We start from the raw sequence: 18,771 nt of genomic DNA on the forward strand, positions 1-18,771 counted from the left end.
TGATGTCATCAACAGATTGACACTCTCTAGCTAAATCCTTGATTCTCATATTTTCGTAATTTTGCATAATGATCATCTCCTATAGGAAAGTTATGGTCATTTACACAAAATTTTATACGTTCTCGCGATTCCCACGTTTACGGGCGCTTTGCTTTGATTTATGGGACACTCCTAACCTGTTTATGGGCGCTTTCCTACACTTTATGGGACACTTTCCATCAACCTATGGGCGATTCCCACGTTTACGGGCGCTTTTCTTTGATTTATGGGTCACTTCCATCCTGTTTATGGGCGCTTTCCATACTCTTTATGGGACACTTTCCGCCTGCCTACGGGCGATTCACACCTTTACGGGCGCTTTTCTTTGATTTATGGGACACTTCGAACCTGTTTATGGGCGCTTTCCATACTCTTTATGGGACACTTTCCATCAACCTATGGGCGATTCCCACGTTTACGGGCGCTTTTCTTTGATTTATGGGTCACTTCTAACCTGTTTATGGGCGCTTTCCATACTCTTTATGTGGTACTCCAACCTACTTACTCCATACTTTGTTTCTCCAATAAAAAAACTGCAAACCACTCAATTTACTTGAGTGTATTTGCAGTTTTTTATTTCAACAATTAGATTTTACTCATTCGCAAAGTTAGTTCTGACACTACTAACACGGCTACTGGTACTAAGTATGTGATAGGAGAATTTCCGCCTTGGATTAGAACACCTATCAAAACAGCCACTGCTTGAATGAACTGAAGGATTCTAATCAAACGCGCAACTGATTGCTTTCTTGCGTCCTTTTCAATAGGAAACAAAAGATCCATTCTAAATTCATATCCTGACAATAGTGCATGCTTAATCTGAATAACTGTAGCAAAGGAAAGGGCAGCGGCAAATATGATGGATACGATTGGGAACGGAATGAATATAGCTCCGATGATCGCAAGTCCAGTTAAACGCAGCCACAAATAGAAAAAGTCATTCGTTCGGATGAAAGTCCTCATAACTAAGTAAAGCTGAGTATTTTTTTGTCCATATCTCGCCAGCTTATAAAATACATCCAACCATTTTCTTCTTTTGGTTGCTCCACGAATATGTGGAACATCGGTAAAGTAATTAGCAAATCGGTAAAATCTCATCATACGAGATTGCTCAACTACAATAAAGTGCTCAAATGGAAATGGAACTTCTTTTTTCTTTTTCACCCATGCCATTGTATAAATAAATTGTACAATAGCCACTAAAATCACAAATAAATAGCTTCCATTCAATAGGAAATACAGTGCTACTAATACAAGTAGAAAGCGTAGAAAACGGTCTCCCCATACACCTCTTCCATTAGCAGCCCATCGGAAGTTGAACTCCGTATGGATGCTCCAATACTTTAACACTAATAAAAATAGCAATAGAGCAATAATTTCTTCTCTTGTACTGCCAGCTACTCTTGTAAGTAAAGGAATTGCCACAACATATGCAGCCAAAGTGACTACGATTGAAGAGAAATAGGTCCAACGAAGTGCCAGTCGTAGATATTCCCCTAACTTTGTTTCTAACGGCAAAAAATACACACTGTCTGCATTTTTTAACAGAGTAACAGGTGTGCTTAATGTAACTAAGATACTTAAGATAAACGCAACTACCAAATATGCGGGAAAATCCTTAGGAGCTGTGTTTAGCCATCCACTATACGTATAGCCTAGCGCGCCAATCGCAAATACGATAACAATAGCCAAATGACCAGAAACAATAAATTTCATATATTTCTGGAGCTCATTTATATAGAAGACAAATCGCTTACTCCATACTTCACGCAAATTATTCATCTTGTTGTTCCTTTGTCATTTCGATGTAAAGATCATCTAATGTAGCATATGGCATGTTAAATGCTGCTCGTAAGTCCGTCATCGTTCCTTGTGCACGAATTTTCCCATTATGCAAAAGAAGTATGCGATCACAATATCGTTCAGCTGTTGATAGAATATGTGTCGACATGAGGACAGAAGCCCCCTCATCCTTTCTTGCTTTCATCTGATCCAGTAGTGATTGAATACCTAAAGGGTCCAGACCTACAAACGGTTCATCAATAATGTATAGGGATGGACTCACTAAAAATGCACACATAATCATCACTTTTTGACGCATTCCCTTAGAAAAATGAGTTGGAAACCAGTTTAATCGTTTTTCCATACGAAACTCTTTTAATAGGGAAGTTTTTCTTGCCTCAAATACATCCTTGTCCAAATTGTAGGCCATAGCCGTAAGCTCTAAATGTTCATTTAACGTTAACTCGTCATATAATACCGGCGTTTCTGGTATATAAGAAAAAGAAGAGCGATATAGTGCTGGGTCGTCCTTTAACGTCTTTCCGTTTAGTAGAATTTCCCCTTTTGCGGCATTCATTGTTCCAATAATATGCTTGATCGTTGTACTTTTCCCAGCACCATTCAGCCCGATTAAACCTACAAGCTCTCCTTTACCAATAGAAAAGTCCAAATCATGCAATACAGGCTTTCTTGTATATCCACCTGTTACATTTTTTACTTCTAGTACAGTCATTTCTACACCTCACTTCTTCTTAATTATAATTTTACCAAAGCCTGCCTTAAAAATCTTCTGTCATTTCATTTCTATCTCTCAAATTGTTAAAAAGAAAAACAAACTTGTCCTATTATATGTTAAACTCATCCTAATAATGAATAGGAGGTTTTTTCATGAGTAACTGTATTTTTTGTAAAATAATCGATGGCTCTATCCCTAGTGCTAAAATTTATGAGGATGAACATGTGTATGCTTTTATGGATATTATGCCTCTGACAAAGGGACATACGTTAATCATTCCTAAATCCCACAAGGAAAATGTATATGACTTAAGCGAAGAAGAGGCTAGCAATTTATTTAAGGTAGTTCCAAAAATTGCGTCTGCATTAAAGGATACGTTTGGACCTGTTGGGATGAACCTATTAAATAATAACGGTGCCCCTGCCGGACAAAGCGTTTTCCATTTTCATTTGCATTTTATCCCTCGTTACGATCAAACCGATGGACTGAAGCTCAGTTGGAATACGAAGGAAAAAACCTATTCATCCGAAATGATTCAGGACTTGGCAAAAGAACTGTCAAATAAATTATCAGCCAACTAATTGCTTTTAAAAGGAAAAAGATTTACAATCAATAATAAGTTTCTTGCTAACGATCATGAGGATACGTTAGGAGAACTAAATAGCCTGAGAAAAGTTGAGGAGAGATGAGAAATGAATACGAAAAATCTTGTACTAATGTCTTTACTAGTTGGTGTAGGAGCAGTGCTTTACATTATTATTCCCGGCATTAACGGGGGTATGAAGCCAGACTTTATGTTGACCATGATGTTTATTGGAATACTATTATTTCCCGAGGTCAAAAGTGTATTTTTACTAGGGTTCTCCACAGGAATAATTTCAGGATTATTTTCGACCTTCCCTGGTGGCTTTGTTCCAAATATAATAGATAAGACAATCACTGCATTTGTTTTCTTTGGTCTAGTTATTATTTTAAACAAATTAGCTAACAAATTGGCCGTAGCAGTCGTTTTAACTTGCGTTGGCACTCTAATATCAGGAACTGTTTTCCTATCCACCGCTATTTTCATATTTAATGCGGGAGCAGTATTTACAGAACTCTTCCTAATAGTCGTTTTACCAGCAATACTTATAAATGGCATAGCATTTTTTATCATTTATCCCATTGTCGTAAAACTTGTGAAACGCTCTAATTTTAATACTGCACTTACCATTTAAATTATAAAAAGCTTTCCTTTTATGAGGAAAGCTTTTTTTGTATTGAATATTATGTTTTAATAATGGAAAGGAAAGGAATAATATATACATATAAGGAGTGATTTGCATGAAAGTATCACAATTATTAATTGGTGTAGCTCTTGGAGCATTAACAGGTGCGACTACTGTACTTTTATCCACCCCTAAAAGTGGTCCAGAAGTTAGGGAAAATATTAAAGCGGTATCTGCTGACTACAAAGACAAGCTTTCCGATATTAACGATCAGCTACGAAAAGTGAAGGTATCGATACAAAGCTTAAAGGCAGAATCACAGGTTATGATTCCACGAACAGTCAAAGATGTGAAAGAAAGCGTTGAAAAGTGGCAAAGCGACACAGCCCCTCTCCAACAACAATTACAAAATGAGATTTCATCCATTCAAACAGCTATTGATGAGCTTGAACAAGCACTTCCTAAGAAAAAAGAAGTTATAGTTACTAACTAACCACCAGTATGCGTTTAGTCTTTTAGATTAAAGGCATACTTTTTTTTAAACCTATAGATTTTTGAATGTTTCAATTATTCTAAAATATATCTATATGAATAGCTTGCTAGACTAACTATAGGTGTCTATACTTATCGATATAGGAAATTTTGTCTAACTGGACTAATGTTGAAATAAAATAAATTATTATAAAATTAATAATATTTTCAAATATTTTATTTCAATTTTCTTACTTTATTGCTATAATGTGTTAAGATTATATACCAGAAAGAAGGCATACGAGATGACTGATCAATTTTATACGATGAAGGAAGCAATGCTATATAGTCAGCGAATCGCTCAACTTTCCAAGGCTCTTTGGAAGGCAGTGGAAAAAGATTGGCAAACATGGATTAAGCCCTATGACCTTAATATTAATGAACACCATATTTTATGGATATCCTATCATTTAAAAGGTGCGACCATTTCAGATGTAGCTAAATTTGGAGTTATGCATGTTTCTACAGCCTTTAATTTCTCTAAGAAACTCGAGGAGCGTGGATTGCTTTCTTTCTCTAAACGAGACACAGACAAGCGCAACACTTATGTAGACGTTACGGAAAAAGGTCAACTACTTTTAGAGGAAATGTATGAGAATTACCACCAAACTCCTCATTCTGTTATTGAAGGGTCTCGTCCAATGAAAGATTTGTACGGCAGGTTTCCAGACTTCATGGATGTTATGGCAGTTATTCGCAATATTTATGGTGACGACTTCATGGAAATATTCGAGCGTTCTATTCAAAATATTGATGAGTCTTTCACAAAGGCAGAATAGCGTCATATCAGCAATGTAAGCGTTCTATAAATCTTTACAATTAATAAGCTTGTATTTTATATAGAAACATCGTATTGTATGTATCTGAAATATATTTTACTATATAGGAGATGCATCAATCTTGCATTGTTGGAAAACTATTAATGTCAAAAAACAATATGGTATGGAACGGCTATTTTTCCTATCTTCCATACTAGTTATGTCCGTTTTTTCAATTGTCTATGCTTTACAAGAAACTATTAATGACTCACATAAATCTGATGACTTCTTTTGGCTATTTGCGATTGGTATGATAATGGTATATCCACTTCACAAGTTGTTTCATTTTCTTCCGTTATTTACGATTCGTGATCATATAAAAGTAACTCTTAACAGACGTTATGGTTTTCTTCCGATAGTTTCCATAAAAGTCTGTGAACCAATAAATAAATATCAGTTTATATTTTCGTTGCTTTCACCTTTTATTTTTATAAACGCTGCTATTCTAATAGGTGCTCTTGTGGCGCCACATTTTGCCCATTATTTCATTATGCTATTAGCCTATCATTGCGGTATGTGCCTGATAGATTTGATCTATGTAAAGAATTTAAGTAAATCACCTAGAAGTGCTTTTGTCGAAGAAACAGACGCTGGTTATCAAATTTTAATCGTCGCTTCCCATCATTAGTAATATGTTACACTTGTAACTAATACCCCTAATTTGATATGCTTAGTGTACATGAAGGGAGTTTAGACATGATCATATTTACTTTAGTTCTATTCTCAGCATTTTACTTGCTACAAATTAATCGAATGACATATGCACTTGTGATGTCAAAAGAAATCCCAGAAGAAAAACATCCTAAGATTTTTAGAACCATTAATATATTAATTACGATTCTTCTTGTATCTTTCTATGTTGAGTTAGTTTACGCAGTTTAATAGAAAAATTGACCCAAATCATTTATATGATTGGGTCATTTCTTTTATTAGCCATACAGTGACTAAGAACACCTAAGTGTCCTTAGTCATTGATTACGTTAGTAGATGAAAGCAGCGCCAACGATAATCAAAAGAATAAACAGAACTACCAATAAAGCAAAACCTGAACCAGCACCAGCACCAGAGCCACCGCCGTAGTTGTATTGTCCACCCATTTAGAACACCTCCTCTTTCTAATTTATCTTATGCGGTGGTTTCCAAATATGGTGGGCAAATGCACGGGAACCATTTTTGTTTTTATTTCGTTTATGGTATAGTTACAGTTGCAGCAAGATGAAGTTAGGAGAGATTTTTATGAAAAAAACAGTTTTATCATTAACATTAGCAGCATCTGTTCTTGCATTAGGGGCTTGTAATGACAATGAATCTGCAGATAGCAGTAAAGTAATTGCATCCTCTAAAGTAGGCGACATTACACAAAATGATTTATATGAAGAAATGAAGGCTTCTATTGGAGATCAAGCTTTTCAACTTCTTATGATTGAAAAAGTATTAGACTCTAAGTACGATGTTACCGACAAACAAGTAGATGCTCAGCTAAAAGCAGATAAAGAACAACTTGGGGAAAACTTTGAAACATTGCTTGCACAACAAGGATACACAGAAGAATCCTACAAAAAGTATTTACGTCTTAACCTTCTACAAGAAGCTGCTCTTATTGAAGATGTAGAAGTTTCAGAAGATGAAATTAAGGCTGAATATGAAAATACGAAAAATGAAATTAATGCACGCCACGTGCTTGTAGAGGATGAAGAAACGGCTAAGAAAGTTAAAGCTGAATTAGAATCCGGAAAAGATTTTGCGGAAGTGGCAAAAGCTTATTCTACAGAACCAGCTGCACAACAAAGTGGTGGAGAATTAGGTTGGTTTGGTAAAGGTGCAATGGCTGCAGAATTTGAAGAAGCTGCATTTGCCTTAGAGCCTAACGTAATCAGTGAGCCAGTTCAATCTAGCTTTGGATTCCACGTTATCGAAGTTACGGACAAGCGTGAAGTTAAAGAGTCATATGATGACAAAAAAGCAGAGTTAGAGAAAAACTTGAAACTTGAAAAAGCAGATCAAGCTGCATTACTACCTAAAATTTCTAAATTGTTAAAAGATGCTAAAGTTGACATCAAAGATAAAGATTTAGAAAAAGCGTTGGATGAATTTTTAGCTGCAGGAGACGCTGCAGGTTCTACAGAGCAACCAGCAACTGAAGAAGATGCAACAACTGAAGAAACTGAAAAATAATTAGATATCGTTTTGATAAAAGAGACCGCAACTTTATAGTTGCGGTCTCCTTTTATCTTTTAGCTGGACATATAAAAAACCGTAAAGGTCTACTTAACCTTTACGGTTTTTCTAGCTATTCAAAAGTAGGTTTATAGAAGGAACGATTTTCTAATGGGAATAGACGCTCAGTGAATTCACCTGGATTTGTTTTTGCTAAAGCACGATTAAGCATATTCATCTTGGCATCGATATTATCAATATAGTGCAAGATCTCCGCTTCACGCACCATTGGACGCTTAGGACTGCCCCACTCTTCTTTACCATGATGTGAAAGCACCATATGCTGAAGGAGCATTATTTCTTCGCCTTCAATTTGAAGCTCTTCCGCTGCCTTTGATATTTCATTTACCATTATCGTAATATGCCCTAGAAGGTTACCTTCAATTGTATACGTAGTAGCGACAGGACCAGAAAGCTCTAAAACCTTCCCAATATCATGTAAGATGATCCCGGCATACAAAAGATCCTTGTTTAAAGTCGGATACAGCTCGCAAAGCGATTTCCCTAGCTTAAGCATGGAAACAACATGATCGATTAAACCAGAAGCATAATCATGATGATTTTTAGTAGCAGCTGGATATGTCATAAATGCAGTTTGATGCTTTTTCATTAAATGACGTGTTACTCGTTGTATCACAGGGTTTTTCATCTCGAAGAAAAATTGAAGTAACTCCTCCATCAATTCTTCTTTTGACTTTTCTGCTGATGGGACTAAGTCATTAATAGATATCGTCTCGTCTGATTTCACAGGTCGGATACTTTTTACTCGTAGCTGGAATTTCCCGCGATAGTCTTGGATTTCTCCACCGACACGCACTATTTGACTAGCTGCGTATTGCTTTTCATGCTCCTCATTCGTATCCCATAGCTTCGCTTCAATATCTCCACTTTTATCCTGCAATATTAGTGACATAAACGGTTTTCCAACGGTAGTGATACCTTTAGTTGATTGTTTAATCAGTAAGAAATGATCGACAGGATCTCCTACTCGTAGTTGTGTAATTCCCTTCATCTCAAAACCCCTCCACTTCCAACTTGTAATGTCGCTACATCTATTATATGAGCCTCATTCCAACTAAGACGCATATGCTCATGACACGTAAAATATAGTAATTGATGTTCATTTTGTAGCTCTTTCATTAATTGTACCACTTGTTTTAAGCGGTTTCGATCGAAATGTACAAATGGATCATCTAGAATAATAGGAAAAGCTACCCTATTCTTTAAGGAAACGGCTAATGCAATCCTTAATGCAATATATGCCTGCTCCTTCGTGGCCTGACTTAGCTCTGCTATTCGAAATCGTTCTCCACTAGGTTTAACGGCCTCGAATAATCCCTCGGGTGTAAACTCTAACAGCTCGTAAGATTCGTCCGTTAAGATCCTAAAATAGCTTTTGGCTTTATCAAGTACGTCTGGCAGCCGTTCTTCTTTTAACTGCAATACTGTCTGCTTGATTGCTTCTGTTACCGTTTTATAAGCAGCCCATTTTTTTACTAACTCATACAGCTCTGATTTTTTCTCTTCTAATTGCTGTAGCTTTTGACTTTGTTCCTCATTCTCGAGTAAGCGACTCGTTTCATAAAGTAAGGTTGCTTTTTCTTCTAAAAGAATTTGACTTTTTTCTTTCATCGCCTCTAAAGTTTCTCTTGCTGTTACTTCAAAGCCTTCTTCAAAATCATTTATGTTTACTTTTCGATCGCCTAATTGCATTCTTACATGCTCTAATTCTTTTTCTAGCGCTGCTCTAGCTTGCGAAACTACATGTGCTTGGTAAAAATCACTTTCTGTTGAAACTCCCACCTCCATAAACAGCGTAGTAATCTGCTGTTCCTGAGCACTTAATAACAATTCTAGCTCATTTAACTTTTCTTGAAGCTTTGTTATTTTACTAAGAGTAGTCTGCTCTTCTTCAAGCCGTTTCTTTTCTTTCAAATAAATTTCTCGGAGCTGATGAAATAAAATATCTTCTACTAACTGGGATTTCACTAAGGACTGTGCTCTGCGTTCCAAGTCCCTTAAATTTCTACTGACTTCCTCGAGCTTACCTTCCATCTGGTCAAGTTGGATTTGTTGATTTTGAATAAGTCTTAACCGGGTAAATAACTCAGGCAGTAGGCTTGGGGATAATTCCTCATCAATTTGATAAGTTCTTAAAAAGGCATAAATTTTACGCTTACATTCCTTCTTTTGGTGTTCAATTTCTGAGATAACACCTTCTAGACGCATGATTTGATCCTTAAGACTTTTTAATTCGTCCTCTAATAAATCTGTATATTGCTGAGCCTCATTATCTTTTTGAAGACCTTTGATGAGCAAGGTAAATCCGCCGTATACCCCAGCACTTATAATTACAGTAAGGAGCGCAATTAGCCAATTGGAGGCAAGAAAACTAAAGATTAACCCAACTATCAATACAAATCCTACTAGTGAGAACAGAATACCTTTTGTGTTACTTTGACCCTTAGATGAATTACGTGAACGTTTAGATTCACGTAGCCGTTTTTCTAGCTGCTCGACATCCTGCATTTTCAGGTTTAGCAAACGTTCTTCTTGTTGAAATTGCTGATTAAGCTGCTCTTGTTGGTTAAGCATCGTCACCAGCCGGTCCTCCTGCTGGATTGATACATCAGCCGTCACTATATCATTCAAGCTGCTTTCCCAATCAATTCCAACTAGGCTAAGCTCTTGCATTTGCTGCTGGAGAGTTTTACTATGCTCCTCTTCTAACTGGACTCGTTTTGCACGTAATTGATGCCATTGGGATTCCTGGCTTAAAAAGCCTTGGATTTCCTCTAGATTTTCTGAAGCTATTGCTTCACTACTATGGGCAATTGACTGCAGCTCCTGCTTAAATTGTTCTACCGCTATTTGAGTATTGGTCTGCTTGTCCTTAACAGCCTCATATCGTCGAAGACCTTCCGGAGGAAATGAATGACTTGGTAGCTTATCCAATTTCTCTAAAAGCTCATTTTCCGCTATTTTTAACGGTTTTAATTGCTTCCAATGTGAATAACTTTGAAGTTGGTCCGCTAGCTCTTTCTCACGTCCTACCGATTCTTTTAAGATACTTTCAATCTCATTTAAACGCTGGATGGAGGGCTCGTACTTTTCCACTTGGTCCATTTGTGCCTTCCAAGCAGTTTCAAGCTGTCGTATCTCCTCCATTTTTTGATTGATGAAGGGCTTTCGTCCAGTAGGCTTATATAGCTCTCCCATTTCTTTTGCAAACTGCATTTCAACGCTAGATAACGTGTCCATTCCTGTAGTTCCAGAAGAAAGTAAAGTACGTGTCAGCTCTTCCTCCGTCATTTTTTCAAACCCTTGTAGCTGAAGTAAAGAAAATGAAAAGATTGCCTCATAGTCAGCTCGACTATAAGCATTCAATATTGTCGCAAGCTCCTTTTCTCCTCCACGAGTCCCATCCTCAAAATATAAGGTAACATCTCCACTTGCCTTCCCTTTTACTCTCTCGATGAAAACTCTACTGGCATCGTCCATTAGAATTTGTATTTTACCTCCGTAGGTGGCATTACTTCTAGGCTCATATCTTAACAGCTGTGAATTTCGTTGTGGGAAGCCAAAAAGGATGTGAAGTATAAATTGCTGAATCGTGGACTTCCCTGCTTCATTTTCTCCATAGAATACGTTAATCCCATCATGTACATTAACTTCTAGATTTTCATGCTTTCCAAAGCCATATATGTGGAGCTTTTCTATTTTCATACCCTCTACACTCCCCTCGATACAGCCTTGTTCAGTAATTGTTTTGATTCTTCTTTGACCTCTTCAATGAAATGCTCGTCAATGCTTGGTAGATATCGACTACCTTTTGGATGCTGATACAATTCTTTTACGGCAAGCTTCCACTCGGCAGAATCCCACCCTTCCCATATTTCCGAAAGTATAAGTGCTTCGTTTAACTGACTAGCTGGTAGGTTAATAGTTAAATCCTTGAGGAGAATAAATGGATTATGCTTGTCTAGAGATTCCTGAAAAATAGCTAGCCACTCCTCCTTCGATGAGGCATCAAGCATTTCAAAAGTTTCCTCTGAGATATCGGAAAGCGTAAGTTCTATTATGGCATTTCCATTCTTTTCAACGTAATCTTTCAACTCCTGCTCTACAAGGCTTATCAATTCATTGGCATGGATTATATGCTTGCAGGAAACCTCTAACTGTTCGTATATAAACATGCTACATGGAACAAATTGTAGGTTCGTTTTATCTTTGGAGAGAGTTACCTCATAAAAACCTTTCTTACCTCTTTCATTTCGATGGCGGCTTTGAATATTACCTGGATAAACAATAGCAGGATCCATATGTAATACCTGTCGCTTATGTATATGTCCAAGCGCCCAGTAGTCATACCCCTTCCCGATCAAATCACTTTGACGAAACGGAGCATACACATCATGGTCTTTGTCTCCCTCTACGCTCCCATGTAGCATTCCGATATGGTAGCCCTGGCCACTGGCATTCGGATAATAGGAATGCATCGCCTCTCGAATATGGCGCTCCTTATAGCTAAAGCCGGAAATATGAACTTGATTTCCTTGGACAGCAATCGTTTTAGTCTCTACGTCCTGGCCAAACACCTGTACATTGTCAGGTAACTGGAAACGCACCCAGTTGCCACTCAAATGATCATGATTCCCATGACAAATAAAAACTGGTATCCCGACTTCTCGAAGAGCTTCCATTCCCCTTTGAAATAAATGCTGGGCTCTCAAGCTCCGATTTTCACCATCATATATATCTCCTGCTATTAGTACAAAGTCTGGCTTAGTCGTAACTGCATACTGAATCATATTTTCAAAGGCATGAAACGTGCTTTCTCTGATTTCCTGCCATCTATTTTTAGGGATAGATGAAAGACCTTTAAAGGGACTGTCCAAATGTAAATCTGCCACATGTAAAAAACGAATAGCTGCCATCCTACTACACCTCACTAAAAATAGAATATTTGTTCTTATTTTATCATATAAAAAAGGCTATACACAAATAAATGTGCGATAGCCCTACTTTTATTTCTTTTCCAATTGTATTTGTACAAGAGATGATACTAACCCAGTTATCCCTGCTGTTAACCCCGCCGGCAGGCTAAAGAGGAAGTAATACCATTGCCCTGTATATATGGAAACTCCTAAGAAAATTAATGGCATTCCGATTAAAGCAAATAAGGATGCCACTAGTGCCCATTTAGCTTTGGTCATGATTTATTCCTCCTCTTAGTTATTTTTATCTGCTACTGCAGCCCCTACCCCATAAGAGACTATGTGTATAACCCAAAGACCGGTCATTACAAAAAATGCAAGTCCTGGCCCCTCTACAATGATAATAATCATCCATGCTACTAATATTGCAGCAGTTGTGACTTTCCAGGAAAAAGATCTTGCTGTTGAATGTACTTGATTGTACCTTTCATCAAACAGTCTTTTTTTCTTTCCGATTCTACGAAAAACAAAAAACGTAATCCCCATAATTACTATCGCCGTTGGTATCCCAATTAAAAACGTGAACCAATCAAATTCTGCATTCATTTAATCGTCCCCCTCGTAAATGAAAATGTCTTCTATATAACATTTGAATAACCTGGAAAGCTTAAAAGCCAATTGAATAGATGGATTATACTTTCCTTTTTCTAAAGAAATGATAGTCTGCCGAGACACCTCTAGTTTTTCTGATAATTCATCCTGCGTCAACCCTAGTTCCATTCGCTTATCCCGAACATAATTTTTCACCGGTACCCTCCCTTTTGTAAAGCTAACTTTACGTAAAGTATACTTTACTTTCCGAAGCAATGTCAAGCTGACTTTACTTTTATTTTTTAATTTTTGTTGTATAATGAATTTTAAGAATACATAAGGGGTGTATGATATATGAAAGCATATAAATTCACAGCATTTGAACCAACAGGGGAACTGATCATTGAGGAAACATGGAATTACGAAAACGACGAAGCAGCAAAAAAACAAGGCGAGGAAGCAATTAACGAAAAAGGCTATGGCAATAAAACACATCGCCTTGTTAATAGCTCCGGCAAGCTAATATTGTTTCATGTGTAATATAAAAAGGGACTTAGCACCGCTATAATTAACGGGCTAAGTCCTTTTTTATTGTTCAATCCAATTCCATGGTTTGATCTCTCCAAGCTTTGCGTTATGGATTCCTTCTATTTCCTTCAGTTTCAACAGTTCCTTCACTGGTCCTGTTACAACTGCTCCATATACTTGAAATCCTTCTTTTTGAAGATAGTCATATCTCTCTTGAAGGTAAGCTGTTCCTAGTAATGTTTCCGCAAGGTTTCTATCTTCTTCGATCATTTTCCCCATATTTTTAAGCATGATTTCTTGGCTTTCTTTGACTGTTTCGGTGTTTAAATTAGTGGTCGAATATGTGATGTTAAAGTCTTCATCTACATGTTTAAATCCAGCTAACCCCCAAGGTTTTGCTAATGTTATATCGTTTTCACTGCCACTCCAGCCACCTTCAGTGAAGTTCTTTAACTCCCCCATATAAACTGGCATCCAAAGTACATCTACTTGATAATTGGAAACCAATTCTAGTAACTCCTCTGGAGAGTAATACCTGTTCGTTGAAAAGGCTAGTTGCGCAACATTTCCTTCATGGATGTGCACTAATTGGTTCCAAACATCCGGCGTCTCGGTTTCGTCTAGTTTTTCATTCGTTACAGGATTATAGGGTAAAGAAAATGAAAATTTATTGTCTGTGTTATAGGGAAAATATTCATCAACGGTTATAGCGGTATAAGAGTCTATAAGAGGTTTATTTAAGCTAAACTTTGTTACGGCAAACTCCTCTTTCCCTATTATTTTAATTAAAGGAAATTCAATCTTTTGTGTTAAAAATGGATTAATTTCATTCGTACCATCGAAAAAAATACTGGAGGTATAACCCGGATAGGTCCAATCAACCGCTAGTTTCTGATAAAATTCATTACGCTTACCTACATTGGTAGCATCATAAATAATTGAAACGCTTATCATATAAATGGCATATACAAGAACAATTCCTAAAAGTACACGAATCACATTAAAAGATAACTTCCATGAAAAACGTTTTTTATGCTTTTGTACAATTGCTTTTGCTTTATCATCATTCCATTCCATCTTTTCCACTCCTATCAAAATCCTTACCAAGTCGCTCTGCCAATTGTTTAAATCGTTGTCGTGCCCTATGTATCGTTACTTTGACTTGGTCTATCGTAATCTCTAGCGTATTTGCAATCTCCTCATAAGAAAATTCCTCAAATTCTCTTAAATACAAAATGGTTCGGTAATTTTCTGGGAGCAGGAGGGATACATCCTTGATCTCATGGGAGCTTTCCTGAGTTAATAAATCCTCTTCCGGTATCCCATAAGGACTTACATATTCCTCTGAATTGGAGAGATAGTCATAGAGGGGAACCCACCTCCACCTCTTTCGCTTTCGCCATTCATCCATATATGTATTTCTAGCTACCTTATATAGCCAGCTTTTCACCTGTCCCCCCTCATATAAATCAAGGGAGAGTGTCGCTCTATAAAAGGTCTCCTGTACAAGCTCTTCTGCAATAGTATCTGAACCGGTTAGTTTAAGTAAATAAAAGTAGAGAGGCTTCGCATACGCCAAATAGACTGTTTCTAAATCATCTTGCCTTTGCTTCTTCATACCCTGCCTCCCTTCTAACCTAAAACGTTTGGATCTCTATATTGTTACAGTTTAAATTAAATTTTTGGGAAAATATATAGGAGGAGTAATGGGGAGAGCCACCTTTGTGGGGGGTGGCTTGTTGGTTTATGGGCGCTTTTTATTGATTTACGGGCGTTTTTCTGTTGGTTATGGGACGCTTTGCATGAGGTTATGGGCGCCTGGCAAGTTTACGGGCGATTTTGATTAATTTATGGGCTATTTTCTGGTGCTTATGGGACACTCTCCTTCCCTTTATGGGACACTTTAGATGAAGTTATGGGCTCTTTCAGGATTTATGGGCGCATTCTATTGATTTACGGGCGCTTCCCGATTGGTTATGGGACATTTTGCATGAGGTTAGGTGCACTTTTCCACTTTTTATGTGACACTTCCCAAGCGTTTAGGTGAGATTTTTGAGATTTTAGGAGTGGTTTGCTGACTTAGTTGCGATTTCTATGTATTTAAGTGCACTTTCCACATTCTTAAATACACTTCCCCCTTTTTTTATAATGTTCCAAAACAAAACAGAGCCGAGGCATACAACTACCTCGGCTCTCACTATCATTACTCCCCTTTAAAGGCAGGTTTACGCTTTTGCACGAATGCTTGTATGCCTTCTTGGTGGTCTGTGGTTTTACGCATTGCTGTTTGACCTTTTGCTTCGCCTCTTAAAATGGCTTGTAGTTCATTTATTTTAGACAGATGCAAGATTTCTTTAGAAGTAATCATTGCTGCTACAGGTGATGCTAACAGCTTTTGGGCATAGGCTGCTGCTGTTGCATGTCCTGCTCCATCTGGCGCTACCTCGTCTACTAATCCTAACTTCTGTGCTTCCTTGCCGTTTAATAATTGTCCGCTCCACATAAGCTGCTTTGCCTTAGGTATGCCGACTCTTTCCTTTAAGAAGAAGTGACCCCCTCCATCAGGTATCAAGCCAATTCCGATGAAGTTCATCGCTAGCTTACTATTTTCCTCGGCGATAATAATATCGCAGCCTAATACCATGCTAAAGCCAAGGCCAGCTGCCGCACCATGTACGGAGGCAACCGTAATTTGAGGCAATGTATACAAGCTTGTTGCAATACGAGTTAAATAGTCCATGGCAGCTTCTATATCGAGTGGCTTTTCATCGCTGAGCATTGCTTTAATATCCCCGCCAGCTGAGAATGCACGGCCTTCTCCTTTAATGATTAAAACCTGGACAGATTTATTTCCTCTCAGCTCATCAAGAATATCTGCTAATTCCTCCATCATCGTTTCATCCATAGCGTTCATTGAATTTGGTCTGTTTAACGTTAGTGTGGCAATACGCCCCTCTTGTTCAAATAGTAAAGTTTTGTACATAATAAAATCCCCTTTGTGAATAGTCATTCATTTTTATAATTCGTCATTAATTACTTTAATCCTTCTTTTTAGCCAATAAAAAAAGCTCTAAGCAAGAAGCCTAGAGCTTTAAATCCATCTTAAATTCCTTCATACAAATCTTGAACTGGTTTTAGTAACACACGATTGATCTCTTCAATCATTTGGCTAAGTGCCATTTCAGATTGTAGCATGTGAAAGATTTTCTCGTTTGTTTGCGCAAGTTGTGCCGTTTTTTGTGCGTATTCAATCTCTTCCCCAGAGATTTCTTCGCCCTTCATTTGCTTTTCTTGTAGGGAAAGCTGAATTTTACGGAAGCTTTGGAATAGAGCAAGTGCCTCTGGGTCTGCCTTTACTGATTCTACTGCTGCTTTCACGTTTGCGAATTCATCTGTTTGGCGTAGTGATGTCTCTAGTTTGTTAATGTCGTCATAAATATTAATCATGTTTTGTATGCTCCTTTTTTTAGGCATCGAACTCGCCTTTTATTAGCTAGTTAGGAATACGATTAGACCTTGTATAATTCCTATAAGTCCCCCTAATACACCACCGAGAACCGTAATCATTTTGAATTCTCTTTTAGAGATTCCAAGTACGATATCCTCTAATCGTGCTACTGGGAATGAGTCAACCTGCTCTTTAACCATTTCCTCTAGCTTCATTTTACGCAATACTTCCTCTAATTTAGACTCTGCTTCAACAAAAGCAAAATTAGTTATTTTCGGTACCATTTGGGTCTCGACCCATTCAGAGGCACCAGGGAAGTAATGGTTTAAACTATAATTTAATCTATCTTCAATTGCAAGCTGCTCTCTTAAATATGCCTTGACGTTGACTACTAGTGGATCAAAATCAAAGCCTTCCATCATCTCAGCCAATGGTCGATCCTTAAGCTTCTCCCACTCGTTTTGAACAATGTTTTCGAGCATCACTTTTGTTCCAGGTGCCCGTAGAAACTTTAAAATTTCAGGCTGTACCTTGCCCACAAGTGAGTTGGAATCTCCCATAAACATTTGTATCATATTACCAAGTGTTCCTTTAGTAGAAAGGAAATCATCAATCAGCTTCTTAACTGTACTTTTACCTTCTTCTGATTGGAAAAATTCCTCACCCTTATGAAGAATATAAGAAACAATATCCCCAACCTTGCTATTGGCCTTTTCTTGCCAATCTAGTGGAGCAATTTGACGAATTGTCTCATTCTCTAACTTTGCTAAAATACGATTGAACTGTATATCAACCTGTTCATCTATTTTTGCATTCACAAGAGATGGCACAGATTCAATTCCTGCAAGCTTCAACCAATCATGTACAGTTTTATCTGATTGTAATATATTTTTATTTAGCTGCTTTACAACAAAGTCATTAGCCTTACTCTTCATTGCATCATTAAAGTACTTCTTTTTGAAAATATCCGGAGTCAATAAATGCTTGATAACAGTTATTCCTAATTGTTTGGCAAGCTCATCCCGTCGCTTTGGTATCAAACCTGGAGTAAACGGAACTCTCCATGATCCTATATACTTTGCTTCATGTGGTCTAAATAGCATTTTAATGGCAAAATGGTTAGTAACCGCTCCAATTGCTGCTCCAACGACTGCCATGAATATGATTGTCCATAAAAAACCCATCCATCTCACCTTTTTCCTCTAGCTTCTAGATTATTATAGCAGAGGAGGGAGAAACACAAAAACAATTAGAGTGCATTGTACATCATCGAAAATCGAATGGCATGCTCTGTTTCATCATGCATAGCACAAAAAAGAGGTGCATATGCTTGTTGAATCGGTATTTGGAGCAGCATTTCCTTATATACTTCTGCTGTTTCCAATTCATCCTTGACTGACTGCTTGACACAGGATTTTAAATCTTCACACGGGGGAACTTTTTGTAAGTTTTGAACAAAACTTCCTGTAAGCATATAATAGAGTTGTTGAAACATTTCATAATGACTTTTTTCGTCCTCATAAACGTGCTCGATGAATTCTTGCCAGTATGGGTCGTCCGTCAGCTTATACATATCCATATAATGATGGTAATCGGCGTACTCATTCTTTATTGCTTGTTCCAGCTTTTCAATAAACAATTAGATGCTCCTTCGCTAGTCATTTATACTAGTATATGCGAGCAAATTCACTCACATGAAAGGTATGATTATATTGCTACAACATTTCAGCTTCAAGTCACTCTATGACAACAAACAGCTGCCCGGCTGGTCAGTTTCTTTCTTTTACAAGCAACAAAGATTTGCTGCGGAATACGAACCGGATGGCACGATTAAGTGGCTTGGCGAAACTCCTCCAGACGAGGAAGCAGTCAAAAAAATGATTCATGAGCTTATGCTCTTCCATGTGTACGACTAAACAAGAAAGGTGAACACTTA

General features: G+C 37.5%; 24 protein-coding genes. 9 read left to right on the forward strand and 15 right to left on the reverse strand.

Translation table 11 applies throughout. The features are described 5' to 3' along the window. Nucleotides 1-624: 624 nt before the first annotated feature. Nucleotides 625-1,821: an ABC transporter permease gene (locus tag M3627_RS16625; RefSeq protein ID WP_251556651.1), complete on the reverse strand. Its 1,197-nt coding sequence runs from the start codon at nucleotides 1,819-1,821 to the stop codon at nucleotides 625-627. Then, complete coding sequence (locus M3627_RS16630; protein ID WP_251556652.1) at nucleotides 1,814-2,554, reverse strand: ABC transporter ATP-binding protein; 741 nt, start codon at nucleotides 2,552-2,554, stop codon at nucleotides 1,814-1,816. The genes M3627_RS16625 and M3627_RS16630 overlap by 8 nt, the downstream gene beginning before the upstream one ends. Nucleotides 2,555-2,709: 155 nt before the next feature. Between M3627_RS16630 and M3627_RS16635 the strand changes: the two genes are divergently transcribed. From M3627_RS16635 to M3627_RS16660, 6 genes are all read left to right on the forward strand, one after another. Continuing rightward, on the forward strand, nucleotides 2,710-3,138 hold the full coding sequence (locus tag M3627_RS16635; protein WP_169361380.1) for an HIT family protein: 429 nt from the start codon (nucleotides 2,710-2,712) through the stop codon (nucleotides 3,136-3,138). Nucleotides 3,139-3,249: 111 nt separating this feature from the next. Continuing rightward, a complete protein-coding gene (locus M3627_RS16640; protein WP_169361381.1) occupies nucleotides 3,250-3,774 on the forward strand; it encodes a tryptophan transporter in 525 nt (174 codons plus the stop codon). Nucleotides 3,775-3,880: 106 nt separating this feature from the next. After that, nucleotides 3,881-4,258, forward strand: coding sequence for a YtxH domain-containing protein (locus tag M3627_RS16645; protein ID WP_169361382.1), 378 nt, complete (start codon nucleotides 3,881-3,883; stop codon nucleotides 4,256-4,258). 283 nt (nucleotides 4,259-4,541) lie between these two features. Beyond that, complete coding sequence (locus M3627_RS16650) at nucleotides 4,542-5,075, forward strand: HTH-type transcriptional regulator Hpr (protein WP_169361383.1); 534 nt, start codon at nucleotides 4,542-4,544, stop codon at nucleotides 5,073-5,075. Nucleotides 5,076-5,196: 121 nt separating this feature from the next. Continuing rightward, a complete protein-coding gene (locus M3627_RS16655; RefSeq protein WP_169361384.1) occupies nucleotides 5,197-5,742 on the forward strand; it encodes a DUF3267 domain-containing protein in 546 nt (181 codons plus the stop codon). Between the two features lie 68 nt (nucleotides 5,743-5,810). Continuing rightward, nucleotides 5,811-5,996: a hypothetical protein gene (locus tag M3627_RS16660; protein WP_090570160.1), complete on the forward strand. Its 186-nt coding sequence runs from the start codon at nucleotides 5,811-5,813 to the stop codon at nucleotides 5,994-5,996. A 98-nt stretch (nucleotides 5,997-6,094) separates the two neighbouring features. On the opposite strand, the gene M3627_RS16665 is transcribed toward M3627_RS16660, so the two are convergent. Then, nucleotides 6,095-6,211, reverse strand: a complete 117-nt coding sequence (locus tag M3627_RS16665) for a YjcZ family sporulation protein (protein ID WP_169361385.1) — start codon at nucleotides 6,209-6,211, stop codon at nucleotides 6,095-6,097. Between the two features lie 139 nt (nucleotides 6,212-6,350). Here M3627_RS16665 and M3627_RS16670 point away from each other — a divergent pair, with 139 nt between their 5' ends. Continuing rightward, entirely contained in the window at nucleotides 6,351-7,289 is a 939-nt protein-coding gene (locus M3627_RS16670) for a peptidylprolyl isomerase (protein WP_251556653.1), read from the forward strand. Nucleotides 7,290-7,404: 115 nt separating this feature from the next. On the opposite strand, the gene yhaM is transcribed toward M3627_RS16670, so the two are convergent. The 6 genes from yhaM to M3627_RS16700 all read right to left on the reverse strand — a co-directional run bounded on the left by yhaM (nucleotide 7,405) and on the right by M3627_RS16700 (nucleotide 13,075). Next, on the reverse strand, nucleotides 7,405-8,343 hold the full coding sequence (yhaM, locus tag M3627_RS16675) for a 3'-5' exoribonuclease YhaM (protein ID WP_251556655.1): 939 nt from the start codon (nucleotides 8,341-8,343) through the stop codon (nucleotides 7,405-7,407). Further along, nucleotides 8,340-11,057 carry an ATP-binding protein gene (locus M3627_RS16680; RefSeq protein ID WP_251556657.1) on the reverse strand — a complete coding sequence of 906 codons (2,718 nt, stop codon included), beginning with the start codon at nucleotides 11,055-11,057 and terminating at the stop codon, nucleotides 8,340-8,342. The genes yhaM and M3627_RS16680 overlap by 4 nt, the downstream gene beginning before the upstream one ends. Before the next feature lie 5 nt (nucleotides 11,058-11,062). Continuing rightward, a complete protein-coding gene (locus tag M3627_RS16685; RefSeq protein WP_251556659.1) occupies nucleotides 11,063-12,268 on the reverse strand; it encodes a metallophosphoesterase family protein in 1,206 nt (401 codons plus the stop codon). 90 nt (nucleotides 12,269-12,358) lie between these two features. Continuing rightward, nucleotides 12,359-12,547 carry a hypothetical protein gene (locus tag M3627_RS16690; RefSeq protein WP_251556661.1) on the reverse strand — a complete coding sequence of 63 codons (189 nt, stop codon included), beginning with the start codon at nucleotides 12,545-12,547 and terminating at the stop codon, nucleotides 12,359-12,361. 15 nt (nucleotides 12,548-12,562) lie between these two features. Then, on the reverse strand, nucleotides 12,563-12,874 hold the full coding sequence (locus M3627_RS16695) for a DUF2178 domain-containing protein (RefSeq protein ID WP_251556663.1): 312 nt from the start codon (nucleotides 12,872-12,874) through the stop codon (nucleotides 12,563-12,565). Further along, complete coding sequence (locus tag M3627_RS16700; protein WP_169361391.1) at nucleotides 12,875-13,075, reverse strand: helix-turn-helix transcriptional regulator; 201 nt, start codon at nucleotides 13,073-13,075, stop codon at nucleotides 12,875-12,877. 138 nt (nucleotides 13,076-13,213) lie between these two features. Between M3627_RS16700 and M3627_RS16705 the strand changes: the two genes are divergently transcribed. Then, the gene (locus tag M3627_RS16705) at nucleotides 13,214-13,399 is read left to right on the forward strand and encodes a YhzD family protein (protein ID WP_251556665.1); all 186 of its coding nucleotides are present in this window, start codon (nucleotides 13,214-13,216) and stop codon (nucleotides 13,397-13,399) included. A gap of 48 nt (nucleotides 13,400-13,447) precedes the next feature. Here the strand turns inward: M3627_RS16705 and M3627_RS16710 are convergent, their stop codons facing one another. The 6 genes from M3627_RS16710 to M3627_RS16735 all read right to left on the reverse strand — a co-directional run bounded on the left by M3627_RS16710 (nucleotide 13,448) and on the right by M3627_RS16735 (nucleotide 18,474). Continuing rightward, a complete protein-coding gene (locus M3627_RS16710) occupies nucleotides 13,448-14,464 on the reverse strand; it encodes an anti-sigma factor (protein ID WP_251556666.1) in 1,017 nt (338 codons plus the stop codon). After that, complete coding sequence (locus M3627_RS16715) at nucleotides 14,451-15,005, reverse strand: sigma-70 family RNA polymerase sigma factor (RefSeq protein WP_251556669.1); 555 nt, start codon at nucleotides 15,003-15,005, stop codon at nucleotides 14,451-14,453. Before M3627_RS16715 ends, M3627_RS16710 begins: the two co-directional genes overlap by 14 nt. 585 nt (nucleotides 15,006-15,590) lie before the next feature. Further along, on the reverse strand, nucleotides 15,591-16,370 hold the full coding sequence (locus tag M3627_RS16720) for an enoyl-CoA hydratase (protein ID WP_251556670.1): 780 nt from the start codon (nucleotides 16,368-16,370) through the stop codon (nucleotides 15,591-15,593). Between the two features lie 119 nt (nucleotides 16,371-16,489). Then, a complete protein-coding gene (locus M3627_RS16725; RefSeq protein ID WP_251556671.1) occupies nucleotides 16,490-16,834 on the reverse strand; it encodes a YlbF family regulator in 345 nt (114 codons plus the stop codon). 42 nt (nucleotides 16,835-16,876) lie between these two features. After that, on the reverse strand, nucleotides 16,877-18,019 hold the full coding sequence (locus tag M3627_RS16730) for a DUF445 domain-containing protein (RefSeq protein WP_251556672.1): 1,143 nt from the start codon (nucleotides 18,017-18,019) through the stop codon (nucleotides 16,877-16,879). Nucleotides 18,020-18,084: 65 nt separating this feature from the next. Beyond that, complete coding sequence (locus tag M3627_RS16735) at nucleotides 18,085-18,474, reverse strand: ferritin-like domain-containing protein (RefSeq protein WP_169360625.1); 390 nt, start codon at nucleotides 18,472-18,474, stop codon at nucleotides 18,085-18,087. Nucleotides 18,475-18,547: 73 nt separating this feature from the next. Here M3627_RS16735 and M3627_RS16740 point away from each other — a divergent pair, with 73 nt between their 5' ends. Further along, nucleotides 18,548-18,751, forward strand: coding sequence for a YheE family protein (locus tag M3627_RS16740; protein ID WP_169360626.1), 204 nt, complete (start codon nucleotides 18,548-18,550; stop codon nucleotides 18,749-18,751). Nucleotides 18,752-18,771: the final 20 nt, after the last annotated feature.

The organism is Psychrobacillus sp. MER TA 171 (assembly GCF_023713305.1).
In the GTDB taxonomy this organism is placed as follows: Bacteria; Bacillota; Bacilli; order Bacillales_A; family Planococcaceae; genus Psychrobacillus.